This is a genomic window from Bradyrhizobium sp. Pha-3 (assembly GCF_042258325.1).
GTDB lineage: Bacteria > Pseudomonadota > Alphaproteobacteria > Rhizobiales > Xanthobacteraceae > Bradyrhizobium > Bradyrhizobium elkanii.
Window position 1 is genome coordinate 2518153 of sequence record NZ_CP170151.1, and the last position, 26045, is coordinate 2544197.

19 protein-coding genes and 1 pseudogene are annotated in these 26045 nt (G+C 58.7%); 19 read left to right on the forward strand and 1 reads right to left on the reverse strand.

Translation table 11 applies throughout. The annotated features are described in order from the left end of the window. Positions 1–19: 19 nt before the first annotated feature. From ACE10X_RS11785 to ccoS, 9 genes are all read left to right on the forward strand, one after another. Positions 20–352, forward strand: coding sequence for a hypothetical protein (locus tag ACE10X_RS11785; RefSeq protein ID WP_125459132.1), 333 nt, complete (start codon positions 20–22; stop codon positions 350–352). A gap of 67 nt (positions 353–419) precedes the next feature. Then, complete coding sequence (gene ccoN / locus ACE10X_RS11790) at positions 420–2072, forward strand: cytochrome-c oxidase, cbb3-type subunit I (protein WP_026192393.1); 1653 nt, start codon at positions 420–422, stop codon at positions 2070–2072. A gap of 8 nt (positions 2073–2080) precedes the next feature. Further along, on the forward strand, positions 2081–2815 hold the full coding sequence (gene ccoO / locus ACE10X_RS11795) for a cytochrome-c oxidase, cbb3-type subunit II (protein WP_018270237.1): 735 nt from the start codon (positions 2081–2083) through the stop codon (positions 2813–2815). 11 nt (positions 2816–2826) lie between these two features. After that, positions 2827–2991 (forward strand): cbb3-type cytochrome c oxidase subunit 3, encoded by a 165-nt coding sequence (locus ACE10X_RS11800; RefSeq protein ID WP_016841961.1) that lies wholly within the window; start codon positions 2827–2829, stop codon positions 2989–2991. Positions 2992–2997: 6 nt separating this feature from the next. Next, on the forward strand, positions 2998–3870 hold the full coding sequence (ccoP, locus tag ACE10X_RS11805; protein ID WP_018270238.1) for a cytochrome-c oxidase, cbb3-type subunit III: 873 nt from the start codon (positions 2998–3000) through the stop codon (positions 3868–3870). A 77-nt stretch (positions 3871–3947) separates the two neighbouring features. Beyond that, positions 3948–5417 carry a cytochrome c oxidase accessory protein CcoG gene (gene ccoG / locus ACE10X_RS11810; RefSeq protein WP_026192394.1) on the forward strand — a complete coding sequence of 490 codons (1470 nt, stop codon included), beginning with the start codon at positions 3948–3950 and terminating at the stop codon, positions 5415–5417. A gap of 22 nt (positions 5418–5439) precedes the next feature. Further along, positions 5440–5940: a FixH family protein gene (locus ACE10X_RS11815; RefSeq protein WP_016841957.1), complete on the forward strand. Its 501-nt coding sequence runs from the start codon at positions 5440–5442 to the stop codon at positions 5938–5940. Between the two features lie 12 nt (positions 5941–5952). After that, positions 5953–8139, forward strand: a complete 2187-nt coding sequence (locus ACE10X_RS11820; RefSeq protein ID WP_016841956.1) for a heavy metal translocating P-type ATPase — start codon at positions 5953–5955, stop codon at positions 8137–8139. Continuing rightward, on the forward strand, positions 8139–8357 hold the full coding sequence (ccoS, locus tag ACE10X_RS11825; protein ID WP_018270241.1) for a cbb3-type cytochrome oxidase assembly protein CcoS: 219 nt from the start codon (positions 8139–8141) through the stop codon (positions 8355–8357). Before ACE10X_RS11820 ends, ccoS begins: the two co-directional genes overlap by 1 nt. A gap of 1863 nt (positions 8358–10220) precedes the next feature. Here the strand turns inward: ccoS and ACE10X_RS11830 are convergent. After that, positions 10221–10772 carry a MarR family winged helix-turn-helix transcriptional regulator gene (locus ACE10X_RS11830; RefSeq protein WP_018270242.1) on the reverse strand — a complete coding sequence of 184 codons (552 nt, stop codon included), beginning with the start codon at positions 10770–10772 and terminating at the stop codon, positions 10221–10223. A 919-nt stretch (positions 10773–11691) separates the two neighbouring features. Between ACE10X_RS11830 and ACE10X_RS11835 the strand changes: the two genes are divergently transcribed. The 10 genes and pseudogenes from ACE10X_RS11835 (at position 11692) to ACE10X_RS11880 (ending at position 25835) form a co-directional block, all read left to right on the forward strand. Next, positions 11692–11883, forward strand: a complete 192-nt coding sequence (locus ACE10X_RS11835) for a sulfotransferase (protein WP_259239969.1) — start codon at positions 11692–11694, stop codon at positions 11881–11883. Positions 11884–11896: 13 nt separating this feature from the next. Further along, complete coding sequence (locus ACE10X_RS11840) at positions 11897–13015, forward strand: sulfotransferase (protein ID WP_253592501.1); 1119 nt, start codon at positions 11897–11899, stop codon at positions 13013–13015. A 271-nt stretch (positions 13016–13286) separates the two neighbouring features. Further along, positions 13287–14186 carry a sulfate adenylyltransferase subunit CysD gene (gene cysD / locus ACE10X_RS11845; RefSeq protein ID WP_035632909.1) on the forward strand — a complete coding sequence of 300 codons (900 nt, stop codon included), beginning with the start codon at positions 13287–13289 and terminating at the stop codon, positions 14184–14186. Next, positions 14186–16070: pseudogene (gene cysN / locus ACE10X_RS11850) on the forward strand (sulfate adenylyltransferase subunit CysN). The gene cysD and the pseudogene cysN overlap by 1 nt, the downstream one beginning before the upstream one ends. Positions 16071–17869: 1799 nt before the next feature. Then, positions 17870–20281: a 2-aminoethylphosphonate--pyruvate transaminase gene (locus tag ACE10X_RS11855; protein WP_016841945.1), complete on the forward strand. Its 2412-nt coding sequence runs from the start codon at positions 17870–17872 to the stop codon at positions 20279–20281. A gap of 31 nt (positions 20282–20312) precedes the next feature. Beyond that, on the forward strand, positions 20313–21371 hold the full coding sequence (gene rtxC / locus ACE10X_RS11860) for a dhydrorhizobitoxine desaturase (RefSeq protein WP_016841944.1): 1059 nt from the start codon (positions 20313–20315) through the stop codon (positions 21369–21371). Continuing rightward, positions 21368–22186, forward strand: a complete 819-nt coding sequence (locus ACE10X_RS11865; RefSeq protein WP_016841943.1) for a gamma-glutamyl-gamma-aminobutyrate hydrolase family protein — start codon at positions 21368–21370, stop codon at positions 22184–22186. The genes rtxC and ACE10X_RS11865 overlap by 4 nt, the downstream gene beginning before the upstream one ends. A gap of 129 nt (positions 22187–22315) precedes the next feature. Then, complete coding sequence (locus tag ACE10X_RS11870; protein WP_375764192.1) at positions 22316–23218, forward strand: EamA family transporter; 903 nt, start codon at positions 22316–22318, stop codon at positions 23216–23218. Next, on the forward strand, positions 23215–24504 hold the full coding sequence (locus tag ACE10X_RS11875) for a hypothetical protein (protein WP_016841941.1): 1290 nt from the start codon (positions 23215–23217) through the stop codon (positions 24502–24504). Before ACE10X_RS11870 ends, ACE10X_RS11875 begins: the two co-directional genes overlap by 4 nt. Further along, complete coding sequence (locus tag ACE10X_RS11880; RefSeq protein ID WP_016841940.1) at positions 24501–25835, forward strand: glutamine synthetase family protein; 1335 nt, start codon at positions 24501–24503, stop codon at positions 25833–25835. The genes ACE10X_RS11875 and ACE10X_RS11880 overlap by 4 nt, the downstream gene beginning before the upstream one ends. Positions 25836–26045 lie beyond the last annotated feature (210 nt).

The window sequence follows — 26045 nt, forward strand, 5'->3', positions numbered from 1 at the left end:
GACGTCCGAGCTGGCTTGCTTGAGCCCGCAGGACATCGATGCGATCGCGCGCGAGCTTAATCTGTCTACATCCGCTTTTCGAACCCTGGCACAAAGTCCGGGCTCTCCCGAACTCTTGAGCAAGCGCCTCGCACTTGCCGGTTTTTCCGAGCATGCGCTTGCCGCCCGCCATGGCGACGTACTGCGCGATCTGCAGCGAGTATGCGGCCTATGTCAGGCCAAAGCCCGTTGCGTCGCCAACCTCCAAACAGGGAACTATCGAAATCCGCTGAAAGACTGCCCCAACGAACAAACCCTGCGCGCGCTCGGTCGTGAGGTCGACGACGGCCTCCCGCAGCGCTTTTGCGATTGATGAACCCAATCGCTTAGCTCGCCGGAAATAATTCCCCAAGCATCCCGCTTTCAAAGAAGGCCAAGCCATGACAAGCCCATCCTTTGCCTCGAAATCCACGACGATGGGTGAAGCAGGCCTGATGTCGGTATTTGCAGTTTCTGCCTACGTCTTCTTTTTCGCCGGAGCGATGGGGCACGATTCTGCGTTTACCTTCCACGCATTGCTGGCTTCCGCCGCCAGTCTGACCGCAACGGGCGTCATCCTCAATCGCTACTACGAACGGCCGGCGCAATTACCGCCGGCGCAGATCAATGGCCGACCGAACTACAATCTCGGTCCGATCAAATTCGCCTCGGTGCTGGCGATGTTCTGGGGCATTGCAGGCTTTTCCATCGGTCTGCTGATCGCCTCGCAACTTGCCTGGCCTGCACTGAATTTTGATTTGCCCTGGGCGAGCTTCGGTCGGCTCCGGCCCTTGCACACATCGGCTGTGATCTTTGCGTTCGGCGGAAACGTGCTCATCGCGACCTCGTTCTACGTCGTGCAAAAGACCTGCCGCACCCGCTTGGCTGGCGATCTGGCGCCATGGTTTGTGGTCGTTGGCTATAATTTCTTCATTCTGATCGCAGGCACTGGCTATCTGTTCGGTGTCACCCAGTCGAAGGAATATGCCGAGCCGGAGTGGTACGCCGATCTCTGGCTCACCATTGTCTGGATCACTTATCTCATTGTGTTCGTGGCGACACTGTTGAAGCGGAAGGAGCCGCATATCTTCGTCGCCAACTGGTTCTATCTCGCCTTTATCGTCACCATTGCGGTGCTCCACCTTGGCAACAATCCCGCATTGCCGGTATCGGTGTTCGGTTCGAAATCCTACATTGCCTGGGGCGGCGTGCAGGATGCCATGTTTCAGTGGTGGTACGGCCATAACGCGGTCGGCTTCTTCCTGACCGCCGGCTTCCTGGCGATCATGTACTACTTCATTCCGAAAAGAGCCGAACGGCCGGTCTATTCTTACCGTCTCTCAATCATCCATTTCTGGGCGCTAATCTTCCTCTACATCTGGGCCGGACCGCACCATCTGCACTACACCGCCCTGCCGGACTGGACGCAGACGCTGGGCATGACGTTCTCGATCATGCTGTGGATGCCCTCATGGGGCGGCATGATCAACGGCATGATGACGCTCTCGGGCGCCTGGGACAAGCTCCGCACCGACCCGGTACTTCGTATGCTCGTGGTCTCGGTTGCCTTTTACGGCATGGCGACATTTGAAGGTCCCACCATGGCAATCAAGGTCGTCAACTCGCTTAGCCATTACACGGACTGGACGGTCGGCCATGTGCATTCGGGCGCACTGGGCTGGGTTGGCTTCGTATCATTCGGCGCGCTGTATTGTCTGATTCCCTGGCTTTGGAATCGACAGCTGTATAGCCTCAAGCTCGTCAACTGGCACTTCTGGATCGCCACGATCGGGATCGTGCTCTACATCTCCGCGATGTGGGTGTCCGGCATCCTGCAGGGGCTGATGTGGCGCGCCTATACTTCGCTCGGTTTCCTCGAGTACTCGTTCATCGAGTCGGTCGAGGCCATGCATCCCTTCTACATCATCCGTGCCGCGGGTGGCGCACTGTTCCTGATCGGCGCGCTGATCATGGCCGCCAATCTCTGGATGACGGTGAATGCGCGGGAAGCTGATCAAATCCAGGACGCTCGAGCGCTCCAGGTCGCGGAATAGGTCATCGCATGTCGCTCTGGAACCGACACAAGATCTTTGAGAAGAACTCGATCATCTTAATCGCTGGCATCCTTGCCGTGATAGCGATCGGTGGCCTGGTCGAGATCACGCCGTTGTTCTACCTCAAGAGCACGATCGAGGCGGTGGACGGCGTGCGGCCGTATACGCCGCTCGAGCTTGCCGGCCGCAACATCTACGTACGCGAGGGATGCTATGTCTGTCACTCGCAGATGATCAGGCCGTTACGCGACGAGGTCGAGCGCTACGGGCATTACTCGCTGGCCGCTGAGAGCATGTATGACCATCCGTTTCAATGGGGCTCGAAGCGGACTGGCCCGGACCTCGCACGTATTGGCGGGAAATATTCCGATGAATGGCACGTCACGCATTTGACCAATCCGCGCGCGATCGTGCCGCAATCGGTGATGCCGGGCTATCCGTCGCTGGCGAACACCGAGGTCGACCTGACCGACATGGTCGCACATCTGCGCACCAATCGGGCGATCGGCGTCCCCTATAGCGAGGACCAGATCAAGAACGCTGTCGCCGACATGAAGACGCAACTCGATCCTGACAGCGCGAACGTCGAATCGTTCCAGAAGCGTTACCCGAAGGCCGCTGTGCGCAATTTCGACGGCAGGGCCGGCAATCCGACTGAACTCGATGCGCTCGTCGCCTACCTGCAGATGCTCGGCACGTTGATCGATTTCAAGCTCTACGACGAAAAAGCCAATCTGCGCTGAAGGATCCTCTGATGAAAGCGGTTATTTCCATCGAGAATCTGGCATCGAGCTTCGTTGTGACGCTCTGGACGCCGCTGTTCGTCGGCATCTTCATAGCCATCGTCGTTTACGCGCTGTGGCCTCGCAACAAGAGGCGTTTTGATTCTGCGGCGCGCATGCCGCTGCGCCGGGACTGACAGATCATGACCGAGCACAACGACATCGATCACATCTCCGGCCGCTCCACGACGGGGCACGAATGGGATGGTATAAAGGAACTCAACACGCCGCTGCCACGCTGGTGGATTCTGAGCTTCTACGCCACAATCCTTTGGGCGATAGGCTACTGGGTCGTTTATCCGGCATGGCCGCTCCTCTCAAGCTACACGACAGGCGTGTTTGATTATTCGACCCGCGCCAGCGTCGTCAACGACCTCGCAAGTCTTGAGGAGCTGCGCGGCGAGAAGATGGCCGTGCTGGGCAAAGCGTCTCTTACCGAGATCGAGAAGGATCCGGCCCTGCTGGGATTGGCTCGCGCGCGCGGCAAGACGGTGTTCGCGGACAATTGCGCGCCATGCCACGGGAGCGGTGGCGCGGGTGCCAAGGGGTATCCGAATCTCAATGACGATGACTGGTTGTGGGGCGGATCGCTCGACCAGATCCTGCAGACCATCCAGTTCGGCGCACGTTCCGGGCATGCCCAGGCGCATGAGGGACAAATGCTGGCCTTTGGCCGCGACGGCATTCTCACGAAAACCGAGATTGTCACCGTAGCAAACTACGTGCGATCGCTGTCAGGCCTGACCACGGCAGCCAAGTTCGATGCTGCGGCCGGCACCAAGATCTTTGCCGAGAATTGCGCGGTCTGTCATGGCGAGAACGCCAAAGGCAATCAGGCGCTCGGCGCACCGAATCTGACTGACCGGATTTGGCTGTACGGCTCGGACGAGGACACGCTGGTCGAGACCATCAGCTATGGCCGCGCCGGCATCATGCCGGCTTGGAGCGGGCGGCTCGATCCCATCACAGTCAGGGCACTTGCCGTCTATGTCCATTCGCTCGGCGGCGGACAATAGGCGAGATGCGCCGCAAAACCTGCGCGCCGGTGACCCAGGATCAACGCGAGCCATCCGCGCCCGATGTCAGGTCGGTCATGAAGCCCACCGTAAACAAGACCGTTTCGCTCGATGAGCCAGTGAGTGACGAGGATGGACCCCTCTATACAGCCCATAGGAAGGTCTATCCGCAGAGCGTCCGCGGTACTTTCCGCACGATCAAATGGCGGCTGATGGTCGTGTGTCTGGGGATCTACTATCTGCTGCCCTTCGTGCGTTGGCATCGCGGCCTCGGCGCTCCCGACCAGGCGGTGTTGCTCGATTTTCCAAACCGGCGGTTCTACTTCTTCTTCATCGAACTGTGGCCCCAAGAGCTCTATTACTTCACCGGTTTGCTCGTGCTTGCTGCCATCGTGCTGTTCCTGATGAACGCACTGGGCGGGCGGATTTGGTGCGGTTATCTGTGCCCGCAGACGGTCTGGACCGACCTGTTCTATGCGGTCGAGCGCTGGGTCGAGGGCGACCGTCGCGAGCGGCTGAAGGCCGCCGCGCGCCCGATGACAGCAGGGCGCGCGGCAAAGCGCGTGCTGAAGCACGCAATCTGGTTGATGATTGCCTGGTGGACCGGCGGCGCCTGGGTGCTCTACTTCGCCGACGCGCCGACCTTGGTGCACGATCTGGCAACGTTCCAAGCGCCCGCAACCGCCTATATCTGGATTGGGATCCTGACCGCTTTGACATATCTGCTGGCTGGCTACATGCGCGAGCAGGTTTGCGTTTATATGTGCCCGTGGCCGCGCATCCAGGCCGCGCTCACCGACGAATGGGCCCTCAATGTCGCCTACAAATACGACCGCGGCGAGCAGCGCTGCTCATTGAAGAAATCATTCGATCTGCGCGCACGCGGCGAAAGGGTCGGAGACTGCATCGATTGTAATCAATGCGCGGCGGTCTGTCCGACCGGGATCGATATACGAAATGGCGCCCAGCTGGGCTGCATCCAGTGCGGGCTGTGCATCGATGCCTGCGATGCCGTCATGAAGAAGATCGGGCGCAAAAGCGGCCTGATCGGTTACGACAACGACATCAATATCCGCCGGCGGATGGACGGCAAGCCGGAGCTGTTCAAGCCGGTGCGCCCGCGCACGCTCGTTTATGCCTTTTTGATCACGATCATCTGCGCGGTGATGGTTTATGAGTTGTTGTCGAGAACGATGCTCGATCTCAGCGTTCTGCATGATCGTAATCCCATGGCTGTCAGACTCAGCGATGGATCGGTTCGCAACGCCTATACCGTGCGTTTGCTCAACAGGCGCGACTTCGATCGGGTAATCGCGATCGACATCGATGGGCCGCCCAAGACGTCCGTCCACGTCGTCGGCGCCGATTCGGTGACCGTGGATCGGCCGATGATCGTCCTGGCTCGCGATACGACGACAGAACTGCGTGTGCTGTTGACGGCGCCGGTTGACGGCATGGCGGAACGCTCGATGCCGGTGAGGTTTCGGGTCACCGACCTTGGCCTCGGCGAGGTCGCCTCCGCATCGGATCATTTTGTTCTCCCCTGACGATCACTGACGGGATGTGACCATGACCGCATCAAATCAAGTCACGTGGCCCATTACCGGGCGCTTCGTCCTGATCGCGATCCTTGCGTTCTTTTCGGTCGTGATCGGCGCCAATCTGGTCATGATGCGCTTTGCCATCGTTACGCTGCCGGGGACGGAGGTTGACAGCGCCTATCGTGCGAGCCTCGCCTATCAGCGCGAGATCATCGCGGCACGGCAGCAGAACGAGCGAAACTGGCAGGTGCAGGTATACATCCACCGGCAGTCGGATGGTGAAGCTGAGCTTGCGATCGAGGCGCGCGACCGCCTAGGTGCGCCTCTCGCCGGAATGAATTTCGTGGCCCGCCTCGAGCGCCCGGTCGACCGCCGGGCCGATCGGGCGATTGATGTCTCGCAGGCCAATGCTGGGATCTACCGCGGCAGCGCCTCGGGCGTCGCTGTCGGACAGTGGGATCTCGTGATCGAGGGCGACGATGACGACCGCCGCATGTTTCTGTCGAAGAACCGCATCGTCCTGAATTGAGAGCGTGTGCACATGCAGTCCGACATCGACTTTTCTCACTTTCTGAAGAGGACAGGCGCGGGCCGTCTCCAGCTTGACCTTGCGGTGGAGGGGATCAGTTGCGTGGGCTGCATGGGCAAGATCGAGCGCAATCTGTCGAGCATTCCGGATGTGACCTCGGCACGCGTGAACCTCACCGATAATCGGCTGGCGCTCGAATGGAAGGCCGGAGCCCTCGATCCAGCTCTATTTGTCAAGCGGCTCGCCGAATTAGGCTATAGGGCATATCCGTTCCAGCGGGACAATGCGGAGACGCTGGAGGCGGAGAGAGCGCAGGAATTGCTGCGGCGGCTGGGCGTCGCCGCCTTTGCCGCGATGAACGTGATGATGCTGTCGATCCCGGTATGGTCCGGAAATGTCTCGGATATGCTGCCGGAACAGCGCGACTTCTTTCATTGGCTCTCCGCGCTGATCGTCCTGCCGGCCGCGGCTTATTGTGCGCAACCATTCTTCTCTTCCGCTTTTGCCGTGCTGCGGGCGCGCGGAACCAATATGGACGTTCCGATCAGCATCGGCATTCTGCTCGCCCTGGCGACATCGCTGATCGAGACCATCGCTCATGCCGAGCACGCCTATTTCGATGCGGCGATCATGTTGATCGCCTTTCTGCTCGCAGGTCGCTATCTTGACCAGAACATGAGGCGACGCACCCGCGCCTTCGCCAGCAACCTTGCAGCACTCAAGGCGGAGACTGCGGCGAAGTTCATTAGCCCGACCGAGATCAGAACCGTTCCGGTGGCGGCGATCAAGCCGGGGGACATCGTGCTGGTGCGCCCCGGCGAATGCTGTACAGTCGACGGCAACGTGATCGAGGGAAGCTCCGAGATCGATCAAAGCCTTATTACCGGCGAGACTTTGCCGGCGATCGCGACGCCCGGCAGCGCGGTGTTCGCCGGCACATTGGTACGGTCCGGCACCCTGCGCGTCCGTGCAGCGGCGACCTCGGACGGCACACTGCTTGCTGAGATTTCCAGGCTGCTCGATCATGCCCTGCAAGCGCGCTCGCGCTATCTGCGCCTCGCCGAACGCGCGTCGCGACTCTATGCGCCGATCGTTCACATCACGGCCTTCCTGACCATGCTGGGTTGGCTTGCCTCTGGCGCCACCTTTCATAATTCGGTGGTCACGGCGATCGCAGTCTTGATCATCACCTGCCCCTGCGCGCTGGGTCTGGCTATCCCCGCGGTGCAGACGGTGGCCGCCGGCGCACTGTTCCGTTCCGGCGTGCTGCTCAATGCCGGGGATGCAATCGAGCGTATCGCCGAGGTGGATCGGGTGATCTTCGACAAAACCGGGACGCTGACGCTGCCTGAACTCGATGTCGCCAATCTCGCTGGCATTCCCGAGGATGTCGTCAAATTGGCGGGCCGGCTGGCGCTGTCGAGCCGCCATCCGGTCGCCGCCGCCCTGGCGCGTGCTGCCGGCGCAAACGAGCCGTTGGCCGATATCGAAGAGGAGCCGGGACGGGGCGTCCGCGGTTACTATGAGGGCGCGCCGATCCGGCTGGGCCGCCCCTTGTTCTGCGGCGCTGACAGCCTCGCTGACGAGATCCTGTGCCATGATCCCGAGGCCTCCGTCGTCGCGTTCAGCCACGGCGAGGCGAGGCATGTCTTTGCCATCAGGCAAAGGATGCGGCCGGACGCGGTCGAGGTCGTCACAAGCCTCGCACGCCTTGGCATCATGGTGGAGATCGTTTCCGGGGATCGCGAGCCGGCTGTTCGGCGGGCGGCCGAGACGCTTGGCATTCACAAGTGGCGGGCCAACGTCTCGCCGACGGACAAGGTCGCCCGGGTCGAAGATCTGACGAGCAGGGGATACAAGGTGTTGATGGTCGGCGATGGCTTGAACGACGCGCCCGCGCTCGCAGCAGCCCATGCCTCGATGTCGCCTGTCACCGCTACCCATATGAGCCAGGCGGTCGCTGATGCGATCTTCCTCGGTGCGCATCTTGGGCCCGTGATAAAGGCGGTCATTGCCTCGCGCGGGGCGCTGCGGCTGATGCGGCAGAATCTCTGTCTTGCTGTCGTCTACAACGTCCTGGCTGTGCCCGTTGCGATCGCCGGCTTGGTGACGCCGCTGATTGCCGCCGCGGCAATGTCATGCTCGTCGGTGCTGGTCATGCTTAACGCGCTGCGGGCGCGAAGAGGCGAGGCCCTCTGATGGAAGTGCTGATCTATCTGGTTCCGCTCGCCCTTTCACTCGGCTTCCTCGGTCTGCTTGGCTTTCTGTGGTCGCTGAAGAGCGGCCAATATGACGATCTCGACGGCGCGGCCTGGCGCGCCATCGCCGATGAGGAGCCCGATCAGCCTCCAGTGCCGGTCCAAATAGTGCCAACGGACCAGCGCATTTGTGGAAGCGGGCGTCGACGCGAGTACTAACTCGCCCGTCCAGGCGGTCCACCGCCGCAACTGTGGGACAGGCGAAGGTCGGACGGTTAGCAGCCTGTTGATGGCGGCAGGGCGCCGTGATCAGCAGCGGCTGCTCAGTGGCCCACTCGCTATCGATGACCATAGTATGAGAGCGCGATGGTGTCTGCCGGATTCAATGCCTGATCCCCTCTGAGCTGGATACAAATCTCGACCCTACCTGAAGTTCTCTGGCTAATCGCAATTCCCTTTCTCATGGTGTTTCAAAGACTTGTAACAACCTGCTAGGTTCCAACAACGATGTGTCAATTAGGAGACTGGATACGCCAATTCATGGCCAAATTTCTCGATACGAAAACCTCCACGAAACTAACAACTGGGAAGGCGCTGTAGCTATTGCTTCTGAACACATGACAGAGCCTTGCACCTTTGCGCGAGGTCTATGCTTGCCTCCTTTTTACGGTCGTCGCTGTGAAAAAACTATGTTAGAAGCCGCTCCTCTCAAAAGGAGCATTCATTGTGAAAAAAGCAACCAAGAAACGCGTTAAGCGGCGCGAGTGGACTAAGGCAGATATCAAAGAACTCAAGGTCCATTCAAAGGCTCGGACCCCGGTCACGAAAATATCAAAAATGACCAAACGCTCTGTCGGTGCGCTACGCCAGAAGGCCTTACATCTCGGAATCGGACTGGGACATCAGCGGTAGCTAATTGGGCTGCGCTGTTGATTGCTACAGTAGGGCGGCTCCCGGGCCGCCCTTATTGGCTGTTGGATTGTGTCGCAACAGCTGGTTCCGCCCAACCGTTGATCAACCAGCTTCGAGCCCGGGTAATTTCCTATCGATTTCAGCGCCGCGATTGTTGCTGCTGTCCGAGAACGTAGCATTGTCGGAGCTTTATAAAGTGAGGTGATCGAATCCAGCGAACTCAGTGAGTACAGTCTGCATTCCTGCTACGACGAACGTCTGGTCTGCTTCTCGGCGTGTACCTGCCAGAGGACTGGCCGCTTGGTTCTGCAGCCGATCAGCTTTGACGAGGTCCCGGAGTCCTCAGCTGGCTGATGAGAGGAGAGCTTCTCACCTACGACGTTAGGGGCGGTTACCTCAACAAGGAGCTTCTCCAACACAGGGCAGGGCGTGTGTGTCCACGATCGGCGGCGCGTCAAAGATCTTCGTGGCTTCGACCGACGATCGATTTGCAGATGAAGATGGGCTTTTCACACCACGTGCTGGGCGGAGCCTGGCGATGGCGGAGCGGCCTCGAGCGTCCGGCATCTTCGATGAGATTTTTGGAAAGCGCTTTGTGGCAATATCTCGGCAAAAAGCTGGTGACACGCTAAGTCACATGAGCCCGCAGATCTAAGCCAGCTCTGCGCGATTTGCTTAAGCGCGAGATTCAGCTCCCGCCACATCGAGGTCTGTACAGACGACGCGCCCGAAACCGCTCAAGAATGTTCAGCTTTCATCAGGGGTCGGCTCGTAGCTACCTCGTTGTTACTGCGACGGTCCCCTTTGGCTGACCACAGTTGAGAAGGTCGTCGTTATGGCCTAAGAGTGGATTCTGCAAAAATTGGGACGCGGCGCAGTCATGGGCCCACGGGTTAGCCGATAGAAACAACCTTGCGAGTGGGGCGTTCCTCGAAGATCATTTGGGCGCAAGAGTGCCCCGCCCAGCCTGCTGGTGAGCTCGAGCTTCGGAACGATACGGCGCGCTCAGCAGCAATAAAAACAGCGCTCGGTTGGCTTGATATCTGGCGGCCGAGCGGCTGCGCCCTGAGCCCGTCATCATCTGCTTGCCCTCGTCGGTATGCACGGACCACAACCACCTTCGTCGGCGCTGCTTCAAGGAAAACTCGAAGACTGGAAGCGTTGACATGGCTACGTGGCATCATTTCTGACGGACGTGCGTTTGGTCTTCGGAAGGCCAGAACCGCTCTCGCGGTAGACCTTCTCCAGACGACGCCTGACTGCAGCCAGCTTGGCAATGAACTCGCTTGATCCGTTAACCCCGAATTCATCAGAAGCGAGCTCATCCAGTGCTTCCTGCCCTGCCAAAGATGCCAGACGTTTACGAGTTTTGGCTGTCAGCGTCATCTGCACGACCCGAGCGTCGCTTGCGCAGTGCTTGCGCCGCAGGAATCCATTTTTCTCGAGCAGCTTTGAATGGGTCGTGACGAAGGAAGGATCGACGTGCATCAACTTTGAAACCATGTTGACGGGGACACCATTCTCTTTCCCCAAATAGGCCACGGCCATCAGGATCATCCACTGTGGCCCGGTGATGCCAAGGACATCGGCTCGGGATCTCGCAAGCTCTTCGAGCCACGCACTGATCGATCTGATCTCCCACATGAACGGCCGGATCGTCTCCAGTTCGTCAGTAGAGGTACTGCCAAGCGCGTTTGCTGGGCCAGGCAAATCCGGCGGCATCGAAGCTCTGGTTCCATCTTTTACCAGCTTGCCTTAGCGCGAATGAGAAGTGGCGACAACGCCGTAAGAGCAGGCAAATCAAATGCTTGGTACGGTACGGACGAAAGGGGAGTGTGCCAATCATGAACTGGCCGGAGCAGTTGCGGCAACAGAGCGCTCATTGTCTTGACGAACCGGCGGCATCCACTTGTCGGGTCGATCCCACACGCCGGTAAGATTGATGCCCCTACCAACGAGACGTCCATGGTCTGCTTCATTGGTTACTCGCCGGCTTGCTCACTCCTTTGCCGGATCATCGAGCGGTCAAAGTCTCGAGCGAGGAACGTTAGAACATCTGCGCCGCGTGTCGCGAAATCTCGACGCGCCATCTTTCCCTCTGATTAAAGGATACGACTTGCTCTTCCCACGCGGTCGGACTGCAATGTCCAGCACCGCGAGCCGTTGGGCGCAGACCATCAGCCTCGATGAGATCGGGCCGATTATGCAGAAAGCGATCGATAAGCGACAAGGCAAGTTCAACGACGAGGTCCGCCGGTGGGCTATCATCGAAGCCAATGCAAATTGCTTCCGAAGCCGAGACGATACGTCTTGACGCTCGGTTGCCTGGGGCTAGTGTCGTCGCTTCACGCCTTCGCCAACAGTGTTGTGTGGTGGTTGCCCGATAAACCGCAGTATAGTCTTCTCATCCGATTCCATATCGGCGGCTTGCCTTCGTATAGTTGAGCGGGCTTTTGGTCACAACTAGCCTTGCGAGTAGGCGGCAGGCTGCCGATTGCAATTGCCAAAAACGCTTGCGCGATTCATCAATTCGACGGATTCAGACCATGAATTGCAGGCGCCTCCCTCCTCGTATGGCAAAGTGTCGCGAGCGATCGGCCGATGGGAAATTGCGCGGCCGCCGTCGCCCTCGAGCGAACAAGTGTGTGGTCCGGGGGGCGCTTTCCTCGAGCGCATCAGGAGCGGTATTTTGAGCCAGGATGCAAACCGCGGGGCCACGGTCTGCTTTCTGCTCGGCCTTCCACGGTCCGGAACGACGCTGTTGGCGCATTTGCTCCAACAGCATCCGGAAATTACAGCTCCACCAGAGCCTTGGCTCATGCTGGCTCTTTGAGGCGTTTGGCAGGGTGGACCATCGTCACCCGGCCGGAACATCTCTGATCGAAACGGCAACTTCCGAGTTCTTGGGCAGGATCGATCGCGCTGCCGTCAGCCGTGCCTTTGCGGATGCGGCGTACGGTGCGTATCTGTCCTCGGCGGGCAAGCGCATCATCGTGGACAAGACACCACGCTACTGGATGGTGCTCGACTATTTGGATCTTCTTTATCCTGAGGCGCCGCATATTCTTCTGATGCGCAATCCCTACGCCATTGCCGCATCCCTGAAGTCGACTTGGGGAGTCCCCCTTCAGGCGAAAAGCTCCCGTTCGGTCAGCTTGTCCTCGCTTGCTGATCTCATGCTCCGCCTGCCTGACGTTATTGCCTCTTCGCTTGCTGATCTGGTTCTCGGCCTGCCCAAACTCGCTGCGCACCGCGATCGCCGGCAGACGATGGTGGTGCAGTACGAACGCCTGGCGGCGTGTCCGGAGGAGGAAATCCAGCGTCTCATCGCTGGCCTTGGCTGTGATCCAAAAGACACCGCAGCTACGTCGACGGCTCGGGCCGATTATCTTCACTCCAGCAGCTTTGGAGATCGGAAAATCCTTGAAAGAAGGACCGTCGATGAGAAGTCTGTCGACGCGTGGCAGGTCCAATTGAGCGTCGAAGAGATGCAAACGATAACCGATCTGATCGGCGTCGAGCTGATGATACAGCTCGGATATGAAGCGGAATTGCGGCACGCACAACAAGCCGGAGTGGTTGATAAAGGGCGCGAGGTCACCGAGCTATATCGTCAGATATTTCGAATGTGGTGGGATCTGCGCCTCAGCAAGGAACGGGCATGGTCGAGCATTTCAGCCAACCCCGGTAAGCTGACCCCTGGCATTCGGCGGCCAATCGAGAACTCATGCTCCACACCAAATGCGTCCACAGGGCACGATGCGCAGCATCTATCCGGAACCGACTTCGACCAAAATCAGGAGCTGACGAGTTCGATGGAGGCGCAGTTGCGCATGGCACTCTTGGCTTCGGAATCGGATCGAGGTGCACTGCAAGAGGCCGTTCGGCATCGCGACGCCGTTATCGAGGCGCTGCGGGGCGAGATTGTGCGGCTCAAGGAGGGGAGCAACAATCACGAGCGATGATCCTCCCAGGACTATGGTCAAAATGTGCTGCCTGCCTTATCGAGCTCGTTGTCTAGCTGGCAAGCGGAAGTAAGTCCGCCGGCTCGCGTGTCCAGCCGCGCTTCGATTGGTTGCTGGCAGACGCCGAACGAAGGATGGACGCTATCCGCTGTTTGACCCGGTGGACGCCGATGCGCTATGGCAGGCAGCCGATCGCTGCAACGCCTATCGGGCCTATCGCAAGGCAAACGCGGTACTGAACGAACTAAAGATCCCGCATCGTAGAAGACACATGCTGCCGAAACATCTGCGCCGTCTCGAAGCTGAATCGATCGAAATCATGCGTGACGTGGTCGCCGAGTTCAAAAAGCCGGTCATGCTCTACTCGATCGGAAAAGACTCGAGCGTGATGCTGCATATTGCGATCAAGGCCTTCTATCCCGCAAAGCTCCCGTTTCCCCTGCTTCACGTCGACACGACCTGGAAGTTTCGTGAGATGATCAGCTTCCGGGACGCGACAGCCAAGCGCCTCGGCCTCGACCTGATCGTCCATGTAAACGAGGAGGGCATCGCGCGCGGGATCAATCCGATCGACTCCGGCTCCGCGCTTCATACCCGGGTGATGAAGACCGACGCCCTGAAGCAGGCGCTCGACCTCCACGAATTCGATGCCGCCTTTGGCGGCGCCCGGCGTGATGAGGAGAAGAGCCGCGCAAAAGAACGGATACTCTCCTTCCGTTCGTCCGGGCACGTCTGGGACCCCCGCAATCAGCGGCCGGAGCTCTGGAACCTGTTCAATACGCGGATTCGCCAGGGCGAAACCATGCGCGTTTTTGCGATGTCAAACTGGACTGAGCTCGACGTGTGGGAATACATTATGTGCGAGAAGATCCCGGTCGTCCCGCTCTACTTCGCCAAGCAAAGACCGATCGTGCGTCGAAATGGCGCGACGATCATGATCGACGACAAGCGATTGCCGCTTCGGTCTGGCGAGACGCCACAAATGCGGATGATCCGTTTCCGCACGCTGGGCTGCTATCCGTTGAGCGGGGCTATTGAATCCGACGCGACGACGATCGAAGACATCGTCGCAGAGATGCAGACTGCGACGGTGTCGGAGCGCCAGGGGCGCTTGATTGATGCCGATGAAGCCGCTTCGATGGAGAAAAAGAAGCGGGAAGGCTACTTTTGATGCTTGTCAAGGCGATAACGGAGTCTGTCCAGGCCAAGCCAAAGGATCAGCTGCGATTCATCACGTGCGGTTCGGTGGATGACGGGAAGTCGACACTGATGGGCCGGCTGCTGCACGACAGCAAGATGATCTACCATGATCAGATGACGGCGCTGGAACGGGACAGCGCCAAGCACGGCACGACCGGCCGTGAGATCGATTTCGCGCTGCTCGTCGACGGGCTTGAAGCCGAGCGAGAGCAAGGCATCACGATCGATGTGGCTTATCGTTTCTTTGCGACGGAACGGCGCTCTTTTATGGTGGCAGATACGCCCGGCCACGAGCAGTATACTCGCAACATGGCAACGGGCGCCTCAAACGCCCAGCTCGCTATCATCCTCATCGATGCCCGCAAGGGCGTGCTGGTTCAAACCAAGCGCCACTCGTTCATCTGTTCGCTCCTTTGGTATCCGCCATCTCGTCCTGGCAGTGAACAAGATCGACCTCGTCCACTACAGCAAAGAGAGCTTTGATCGGATCGTCGCCGACTATGTGGCCTTTGCCAGCGATCTTGGCTTCGAATCGATCGTTCCGATCCCGATCTCTGCCAGGTACGGCGACAATGTCGTCGACCGCTCCGGCAACACTCACTGGTACGATGGTCCCTGCCTGCTCGGCCAGTTGGAGAGTATTGATATCCGGTGCGACAGCTCCGGGCAGGCCTTCCGCTTTCCAGTACAGTGGGTGAACCGGCCGGACCTGGATTTCCGCGGCTACGCCGGGTCCGTGGCTTCGGGAAGCATCTCGGTGGGCGACGACATCGTCGTCGCAGCGTCTGGACGGACCACGCGCGTCAGGCGGATTGTGACGCAGGGCGGCGGTCTGTCCTGCGCCGAGGCCGGCGATGCAATCACGATCACCATTGAAGACGAAATCGATATCGGCCGTGGCGATCTCCTGGCACGTCCGACCGAGCGGCCGGAGCTCGCCGACCAATTCGCCGCTCATCTGATCTGGATGGATGAGGACCAGCTCGTTGTCGGGCGCAATTACATTCTGCGCATTGGATCGCAGACCATAGCCGGCAGCATTACCGCGATCAATCATCGGATCGACGTCAATACACGGGAGCACCTGTCAGCCGGGACGCTTGGCCTTAACGAGATCGGCTTTTGCAATATATCAACCACCCGGCCTGCGGCGTTCGATCCTTACGAGGCCAATCGCAAGACCGGATCATTTATCGTCATCGACCGGTATACAAACCGTACGGTCGCGGCCGGGATGATCGCATGTCCACTGCGGCGGGCGACCAACGTCGCTTGGCAACCCGTTGCAGTGGGACGGAAGGAGCGGGCCGACCTCAAGAACCAGAAGCCCTGCATCATTTGGTTCACCGGCCTGTCCGGCGCAGGAAAATCGACGATTGCCAACATCGTCGATCAAAAGCTGTTCGCAATGTCCCGGCATGCCATGCTGCTGGATGGGGACAACCTGCGGCACGGATTAAATGCGGACCTCGGCTTCTCCGAGGTCGACCGCATGGAAAACATTCGGCGCGCCGGGGAGGCTGCCAAGCTGATGGCGGACAGTGGCTTGATCGTAATTTGTTCGTTCATCTCGCCCCACAGGAGCGAACGAGACATGGTGCGCAGTCTGGTCAGCAAGGAGGAGTTTGTCGAAGTCTTTGTCGATACGCCGATCGAAGAATGCGCGCGTCGCGATCCCAAAGGTCTTTATTCAAAGGCGAAGTCCGGTAAGATCAAGAACTTCACCGGCATCGATGCGTCCTATGAAGCGCCGATAAGACCCGAAATTCATCTCAGGACCATGGAGCAGACACCTGAGCAAATGGCCCAGGCCGTGATCGATGTGTTGATGGCTCGCGCAATTCTTGGCCGTTAGTGTTCGTCAAACCTGTCACCTCGCATCGCACCATCGATAGCAGGAGATGCCCCCCACTAACCTGCTGGCCCGGCCACGGCGACTCAGGTTAAGCAAAGGCATCAATCAGACTCAGGCTCCAAAGGAACAAAATGGTTGCGTCCACACGTCGATTGCCCGCTTCTGGTTATGTGCTCGAAATCGACGGTCAATTGAAAACCGAATTCGCAACCAGGGATGGGGCCTTCGCAGGAGCCCAGGAGCTCAAGAAGCGCCGTCCCATGCTCCAGGTCAGAATCTATGACGCCAGGACAAAGGCCAGAGAGGAAGTCCGACTTCCAGTAGCTTGAAGTTTCGCTTGATGCCGTTTCCCGCGCGTCCGACTAGCGTCATGCCTAGGCTCTCGTAACCGAGCTGCCGGCGTCTCGGACATCCAGCTTCGATCTCTCGCGCACGATGAAGAAGGGCAACTCGTTCCTCCGGGTCTAGCCGCATCCGGCGCAATTGTTTGCCAGTACATTGACTTGGGAAGCAGGAGCAGCCTGTCCCGACGCTCGGGCGCTAGGCCTACCCTCCGGCGCGCTGTCTTCAGTTTGGGCCGTATCCCTCACCTGCGCGCGAGCTTCAAAGGGCCGTCTGCGGGGCTGGCTGTGAACATGTCTGCACGAGGCGGGCCGGCAGGGGACAATGCGAAAGCCGCGGGACAGGCTCGCGACGCGGGTCGCCCCCCACACTCAATTCATGCCGGACCGCTCACCTCCTCAATGAGCCTGCAGCTTGCTGGCGTCAGTTCTCGTGGGGAAAAACTCGACCCAAGGCCGCTAACGGCCCCAGCGAGGGGGTAGACGCTAAGGGCGAGGCTATCGCTGGCTCGATTTCCGGCATTTTCGACGCTCTGTCTTGAGCTTGAGCGACACCGGCCTCGAGCCGGACGCCGGATCGAGAGTGCGCTCGACATTTGGCAGATCTAGCAGAGGAGCCAACCGAGCAGAACGGCTCGAAGGAGCTAGCCGTCGAGGTCAAACGCCTCATGACTGCGGGCAGGCTCATCGGTCCGCAAGCCGTTGAGCTGCTCCGCGATCGAGTTGAGCATTCGAGCTCCACGACGGCGCACTCCCCGCGGCGACACTCTGGATCAGCCGTCAACCACGACACGCCCACCGCCGTGATGATGGACTGCGGGACGATCCTGACGTCGAACTATGAAAACTCCGAGCTCGCTTGCCGCAAATCACATCGTTCAGCCGCTCGAGTTGGCTTATCGCTCCTTTTGGAGGTGCACGTCAGAAAAAATTCACACTTCGGGAGAGGGTTGAAACGCACCTAACGTCAAGTTGTACGATCTGAAAATGGACGGCAAAGGTCGTCAACGTCCCGAATTCTCCAACGAGTGACAGTATGCGAATGTCCCAAGTCTCAGGCTCACGCAGGATCAGGCTCATCAGCAACGGAACGCATCATGTCCGTCAGGCGCGGATCGATATCCGCACGCGATGGACCCGATGTGCACGTTCGTCCGAACCTCAACGTTCGCCTGAATGCACGGTTTGGCGTAAACCGATCGACGCCTAGCTAGCAATGCGATGGCGCTCAAATCCTTGCATGCATGATGTGGTGGGCTGCTGGCGATGCTTGCCCGCGCCTATGGTGTTTCTCCCAGCAGCAGATGAATCGAGAAAGCCTGCGCCCAAGGGGGTGAGGTCGCATCATCGCGCTTCAGATCCATCGACGAATACGGTTTAAGGGGAATTGGTGTGACTAGACAACGCTCTCTGCTGACGCCTGGTCCATTGTCGCTGTCGCTGGCGGTCAGGAGCCAGATGCTGCTCGACCTCGCATCGCGCGATGGTGAGTTCAAGGAAGTGACCGCCCGCATGAGGCGGCTGATGCTCAATCTGCTGGGAGGTGCCAAGGACTATTCGGTGGTCCCCATTCAGGGGGGCGGGTCCTTTGCAATGGAAGCCGCGCTCTCTTCATTCGTGTCCAGGAACGACAAGCCGCTCGTTTGCATAAACGGCATCTATGGCGAGCGCATTTTCAAGATTCTGCGGCTGTGGGGCGTCGAAGCGCTGAAGCTTGTCAAGCGAGCGACCGAGCCCCTGGACCCCCAGGAAGTTGCCGAGCAGCTGAGCCGAAATCCCGGCGTTACTCACCTATGTCTTGTGCATTGCGAGACAACAACCGGAATCGTCAATCCGCTTGACGCGATCATAGAGGAGGCGAGGCGGCGTGGTGTGAAGACGATCGTCGACGGCATGAGCTCTTTTGGCGCGATTGACATCGACCTAAGCCGTGGTGGACCGGATGTCCTGGTCACATCGAGCAATAAGTGCATCGAAGGGCCGCCAGGAGTAGCTTTTGTCATCGCGTCTCGCGAGCTGCTGGAAAAAGCGGTTCAAGAACCAAGGTCATTTGTGCTCGACGTGAGAGACCAATGGCTCTCGCTCGAGCGTACCGGAGAGTGGCGATCGACCCCACCCACCCACATCGTTCAGGCAACAACGAAGGCTTTGGAGATTCTGGAGGGGGAGGGCATTGATGCCAGGCGCCGCAGGTATGAGAAGGTCAGAGACGATCTCGTCCAAGAACTCGAAGGGGTAGTGTCTCCGCTGCTATCCGCCGAATTGCAGTCTCCGGTCTGCGTCGCGTTCAGCGCGCCGTCCGGAATCGCGGATCAGGCAGGCTTCGATGGGCTATATCGTCACTTGGCGGCCCACAATCTTTATATCTACTCGAAGCTGCATCTTGCGACGCGGAGTTTTCGGGTCGGCTGCATTGGCGAGATCCAGCCCAGTTGGATCGAGCAGTTGGGGTGCGCCTTTCGTACATATTTTCGGTCCGGCCCGGCTTCATCCATGGGGACGCCGTCAACCCGCCAGGCCTGCGAGCGTGGGGTCGAGATGTCATCGTCCTTCGCAAAGGACTCGCAGCTGCCGTTCTCTGCCGAAACTGCTGTTCTGCACGCCGGCTACCGACGCGATCCGGTGACGAAAGCTGTCGCAGTGCCGATCTATCAGAACACGGCTTACGAACTTGATGGCGATCTGAATCACATTGCGGACGTCTATAACGTCAAGGCTGATGGATTCACCTATACGAGGATCATCAACCCGACGACCCGCGCGCTGGAAAAAAGGTATGCCGCGGTCGACATGGGAAGCGACTCGCTCGCCGTCGCATCAGGTCAAGCGGCAACCTTCCTTGCCATCGTCAACCTGTCAAGCGGCGAGGTGGGGGACAATATCGTCGCCTCACCGTATCTCTATGGCAACACGTGGAATCTGCTCCATAACACGCTGAAGCGTCTTGGTATCAGCGTCAGAACGGCAGACCCCCGAAGGCCCGAGACCTTCGAACGTGCCATCGATGATCGCACGATCTGCCTGTTCGGAGAGGTGATTTCAAATCCTTGCCTGATTCCGCTTCCGGTCAAACAGCTGGCTGAGATCGGCCGAAAGCACGGCGTTCCGTTGGTGGTGGATAATACGACGACCCCGCTGGTATGTCGGCCGTCAGATCTCGGTGCTGCGATTACGACCTACTCCGCTACGAAATACATATGCGGCCATGGCACAACGCTGGGCGGTCTGATCGTTGACAACGGCAAGTTCAGCTACCGCGGCGCCTCTCGCTTTCCCTTGTTCAACAGTCCTGACGAGGCGCATGGCGGGATCATCTGGCGCAACGCGCTGCAAGATGTCGACGATCTCGGAAAAAGCGAGGTTCTCTTGAAGGCTCGCATGACCTGGTTGCGCGATACTGGCGCGGCCATTGCCCCCTTTGCGAGCTTTCAGCTGATCCAAGGCCTTGAAACGCTGCCCCTTCGCATGAAGCAGCACTGCGCAAACGCCAGGATCGTGGCCGACGTTCTTAAGGAGCATCCAAAAGTGCGCCGCGTCTTCTACCCGGGGCTGTTCGAGGGAGCCGATCGGGAAACTGTCGACCAGACACTCAATCCCGCATACGGACACGGCGCGATGGTCATGTTCGAAGTTGAGGACGAGCAGGCCGGGCGGAAATTCATCCAGAATGTCGACCTGATGTATCACGTCTCGAATGTCGGGGACGCCCGTACGCTCGTAACGCATCCTGTTTCGACCACCCACACCACTGTTCCGCGGGAGAAGCGCGAAGCCGCCGGCATATTTGGCGGCTCGATCCGACTTTGCGTGGGCATCGAAGATGTCGACGACATCGTGCGCGATCTGGACAGGGCGCTTTCCGCAATCTGACAACTTGTAAGGCGATCAGGAGGAGGTTCTCATGAATCAGGCAGACGCTTGGAAACTGAGGTCGTCTCGTTATGAGGCTGTTCAGTTCAGCCGGGAGATCAATAAGCAATTGTCCGAGCTGAGGCCGGACAATGTGATGGGAGCGATCTACATCGCCAAGGATTACGCTGTAATTGCCGCTTGCACGCTCGCGACGCTCTGCGTCTCCTGGTGGCTGTACCCGCTCGCCGTTCTTCTGATCGGTGCCTACCAGCGCGGCCTGACGACGATCGCTCATGATGCGGCTCACCGTACGCTCGCGAAGAACACGACCTGGAACTACGTCCTCGGCATTCTGTTCGCGGCCTATCCCCTGTTCCAGCGCCACTGGGCCTACCGGATCTCGCACGTCTATCTGCATCATCCGTATCTCGGCGACCCGGAGAAGGATCCCGACCTGAAGTTCTTCATGGCCAATGGTGTTTACGACGTCCAGCCTCCCAAGCGGTACGCCTTCAATATCATCTGGAAGCCGATATTTGGTGGCGCGACACTGGCCTACCTGAAGTATCTCTGGACCAACCGGTTTTCGATCACAGATTCCGAGGACCAGAGCCGGTCAAGCATACTTGTCGACAAGTATGGCTTTTACCTCTTCTGGATCGGCATCCTGGCCGGATCATACGCTCTTGGGCTGCTCCACATCGTGATCCTGTTTTGGATCGTCCCCTATCTCACAACGTTTCAGGTTCTTGGCTGGTTTGTCGAGCTCGCCGAGCACTCGCCGATGTGCGAGAGCGAAACGAAGAACGTCTATCTAACCAGGAATCGGAAAGGCAATTTCCTGGAGCGGGCGATCCTTGGACAAAACCTGGACGAGTATCACCTCGAGCATCACCTCTCGCCGGGTATCCCATTCTGGCTGTTGCACAAGGCCCAGAAGATCCGGATGCAGGATCCGGGTTACGCAAAGGTTGCCGCGAGCTGGGGAGGGCTCTTCGTCAAGGGGCCGCAAGGTCAACCCAGTGTCATAACTCAGTTGAAGGAGCGAAATCGACGCTTGTATGAGCAATCGCTTGCTGATGCCCATGCGAAGGGGCACGTGGCGTGACATTGCAACGCTCAGACAACGCTCGCGCCGTGGTCGGCGTCACCTCGAACCGTCTTTTGGTCGATGGTGTGCATCGCGACTGGCTACGGCAAAAATACCTCAAGGCCCTCCTTCATCATGCGGGCGTGGCATGCGTCATATTGCCGACGATCGACGCGGAAGATGTGAGGCTAGAGGTCGGCCTGGCGATCATGGGCGCGCTCGACGGTCTGGTTTTGACAGGGGATGAATCGAATATTGACCCTGCCGTCTTGAAGGCACCTGCATCACTTCCGCCGGCTGACCAACAGGACGTTGATGGTGGAATTCGTGACCGCCCGCGGGATAGGCTCTCTGCGGTAGCCATTGGGAGCGCCATCGCGCTCGGAATGCCGATCTTGGGCATCTGCCGCGGGCTTCAGGAGCTCAACGTCTATTTTGGCGGCACTCTCCATCCATCGCTTGCTGAGTGGAGACTGGGAAGTGGCCTGATGCATGCCGAGAAACCAGATCGTCCAAGAGACCGTCAGTACGATGCCGCGCACAGCGTGAGGATATCTCCTGATGGTGCGCTCTTTCCGATCGTGCGCGCCATCGAAGCGCAAGTGAACTCCCTGCATAATCAAGGCATCGAGCTGCTTGCCGCCGCACTGAGGCGCGAGGCATGGGCGCCTGACGGACTGGTCGAAGCGGCTTCGGTCATCGGCGCGCCGACGTTGCAAATCGGTGTGCAATGGCACCCCGAATGGCACGCCTCAACTGATCTCCTGAGCCAGCGACTGTTCACGGCTTTTGGAGAGGCGTGTGTTGCGTACTACCAAACAAAGAAACATTAGAGGCGGATTGTGACGTTTCAAACCAAGCGCGGTCCGCCCAGGTCGAAAGGTGAGTCTTCCGGAACTGGTGGACAAGCGTGGTCCGGGGGGCGGGCCGCGCCGCCCCGCCCGCAGAGGACGGGTGGGCGATTGACAAGACGCTTCGCTCTGGGAGTTCTCTTTGTAGCGCTCTATGTCGTCCTGAGCGCGGCAGGCGAAGTTTATGCGGCATCGTATTTTCAGCGGGCGGATGCGTTCGTCGCTCTCCTCGTGTCCTTTGCCGCGATCTGTCTGACATTTAATCTGCTGGCAGGTCACGAGAGAGAAACGGCACGGGTTGCGAAGTCGGCGCTCCTGGTGTTCGTGTCGCTCAATGTCGTGACCGCGATCAGTTGGATCGGGTTGTTTATCGGCCTGAAATACACCGAACCGGCGATCGTCGTCGCGTTCATGGTGGCGCTAGGACCCGCTGCGACGGTGTGGTTAAACGCGCTGATCAGGCGCCAGGGCGTTCCTCCAGCATCCGATATCGTCGTGAGCGTGACGATCGCGGCAGTTGGAAGTTACATGATATGGATCTCGGCAACCGGCAACGCTGGCGTGGAGTGGGGAGCTCGATCGTCCTTCGGCATCGTCTTGGCAATCGTGGCCGGCCTATCGCTCGCTCTTACAAATATACTCGTCAAGCTGCTATTCGACCGCGGATTTTCGGGTCGACAGGTGTTGGCGCATCGTTTTTACGGAACGATCCTTTTGCTGCTGGGACTGGTCGACCATTCCTCCATCGTGCTCGAGATCTCGCAACATTGGCTTGCGATCGCAACGATTGGGCTATCCACGATCATCGTTCCATTGCTCTTGTTCCAGGAGGGTATTCGCCGCGTCGAGCCCTTCACGGTCAACATGGTCCTGTCCACCGCTCCTGTCATCACGTTTCTGTTCCAGTACTTCGATTCTCGTATCGTGCCTTCGCCGCATACGTTCGTTGGAAATGTTCTCATCACGGCTGTTGCCGTCGGCAACGTCTGTTTGCAGTACCGGAGGTCCGCATGAACGAGCGAAACTGTGTAATCGTCGACGCATATTCGACCGGCCGCTTCTTGCCGGAAGAGTTCAAGCGGTATGGAATTTCAACAGTGCATGTGATGTCGGCTGCACAGATTCCGTCGATCTTTCAATCGCATTTCAATGCTAATCTGTATGATGAAGTCATTCGCCCGCCCGAGCGCATGGGGTACGACGAGATCGTTGAATATCATCTTCGGGCTCTCCAGGGCAGGGAGCTGGAGTTCGTCATAGCGGGGTGCGAGACAGGAGTTGAGCTGGCCGATTCGATCTCGGAGCGGCTGGGCTTGCCTTCAAATGGCACCGCCCTTTCGGCCGCCCGACGGGACAAATCGCGCCTGTCTGAAGCGTTGGCCTCAGCAGGCGTGCGATCGATCAGACAAGTGGTGTCCGACAATGCTGAAGTGATCGCAAGATGGAAGCGTCAAGAGACCTTCGATGAGCTTGTGATCAAGCCGCTGAACAGCACAGGCACGGAGGACGTGTTCTTTTGCTCGACGGATGCCGATATTCAGCGCGCTGTAACCGCGATCGTCGGTAAGACGAACCGTGTCGGAACGCTCAATCAATTGGCGCTTGGACAGGAGAAAATCAACGGCCAGCAATATACCGTAAATGCCGTCTCGATCGACGGCGAGACCTTCGTCACGGAGGCCTGGACCTATGACACTGTTCCTATTGAGGGCGCGTCTTCGGTCTGCTCACTCGAGCGGTTATTGGGAGGTAAGGAGCCAATCGTTCTTGAACTATCCGACTACCTTGAACGTGCGCTGCGGGCGCTTCGGATCACCGACGGACCTGCTCATGCCGAGATCATCGTCGATGATCGGGGACCGGTTCTGGTCGACTTCGGAGCGAGGCTGCAAGGAACCATGTCGGCAAAAGCCAGGACGATGGCGTTGGGCCATAACCATTTGACGCTCACCGCGTGGCGTTACGCAGATCCCAAAGGCTTTGCTGGGTATATGAGGCGACGCGGGGTTTACAAGCGGCAGGCTCATGCACTGTGCGTCTCGCTGATCTCCGACATGGGCGGTGTTGTTGCCGGCTATCCCGGACTCGATGCGATCGGCAAGCTGCCGAGCTTCGCGGATGCCATTGCGTTCGTTCCGATAGGGCAAAACCTGGTTCCGACGATCGACTTGGCGTCGACGCCAGGCATTGTGTATCTCGTGAACAACGACCTGATACAGCTTGAGGAAGATTATCGCCAACTGCGTGCGATGCGGATGGACCAGGTGTTCGATTTGGTGCCGCAGGAAGCGAACCAATGACCGGCATCTGCGACAGTTGCACGAATTCAGCCGCTGCGGCGATGATCGGTGTGAGCGACTTCGATGGCATCCTTCGAGGCAAACACGTCCTGGGTGAAGATCTTTCCGTCGGGAATAAGGTCATCAAGTTCTCTGAAGCGGTGCTCGCGTGGGATTGTTCGGACCGCGTCATTCCGGCGGGCTTCACGCAAGAGCCGCAGTCAGTATTTGGGGACGCCGATCTGCGCGTTCTGTCCGGCACCGGCCGTTCGGTGTCTTATGCCGGCGATCAATATCTCTATCTGGCTGAGTTTGCGGGCGCACATGAGAGCGTCTGCCCGCGCGGTATTCTGCGTAAAGTCCTGCAAAGGGTTGCCGACCGCGGATACAGCTGCAGCGCCGGGTTCGAGTTTGAGTTTATGCTGTTCAAGGAGAACGCCGACATAATTGAAGACAAGCCGTTCGGCCAATGGGCTCCTTTGACGCGGGGCCCATTCGGCTACTCGATTGCGCGGTCTGTCGCGCACAGGGAGCTGTTCGGTGAGATCCTGGCGCTTTGTGAGAAGTCCAGAATCCCTCTCAGCGGGCTGCACTTTGAAACGGGACCAGGCGTGATTGAAGCGTCACTTCGTCATTGTGATGCCCTGGAAGCCGCCGATCGAGCAATCATATTCAAGTCGATGATAAAGGCCTGGGCGCAGACGCGCGGCATGATGGCTACATTCATGGCCAAGGTTTCAGAGAATTGGCCGGGCCAGTCCGGCCATATTCACGTCTCGATGTCCGCAGATGGTCAGAATGTGTTTTACGATAGTGAGGCGTTTCGCAACGTCTCGAAGCTCATGAGGCAATTCATCGGCGGACAATTGAAATACATGAATGATTTCTGTGTGCTCGCTGTGCCGAATTTCAATAGCTACAAGAGATTGGTACCTGGTTGTTGGGCACCAATCTATCCGAGCTGGGGAATCGACAACCGATCCTGCGCGGTACGCGTCATTCCGGGAGACCCGTCTGCACATCGTCTCGAATACAGGCTGCCCGGTGCAGACCTGAACCCATATCTTGCCCTCGCATGTGCCATCGGTTCCGGCATATTGGGTATCGAGACAAACGCGGCGCTCCCGGCTTCGATCGTCGGTGATGCAAGCGCGGAGGCCTGCCTTCCGTCTGGGAGGCTGCCTCAAAGCTTGGCAGAGGCAACATATCGGTTTGCACAGTCTCCGGCAGCCAATGATGTCTTCGGTGAAAGGTTTGTTGAAGCGTTTTCTTGCTCCCGCCGTTGGGAATGGGAGGCCGTTCAACATCGGGTCACAGACTTTGAACGCCGGCGGTATTTCGAGATCATTTAGCCAGCTTGAGCTGTACAGACCGGCGCCTTCCAAGCATCAACTGATCGGCCGGTTTCAATAAGTCATCCATGCTCTCATTTAGCAGCAGGCGGACGAGCGCTCCAATTGGTGAGTTGCTCCTCCTCCTTGGAGGGAAGGCTCCCGCGTCTTGCGGCCGATGAAGGCGTCCGGCCTGGCACTCTAAGTAATTCCGCAGCCCGCGAGATCAGC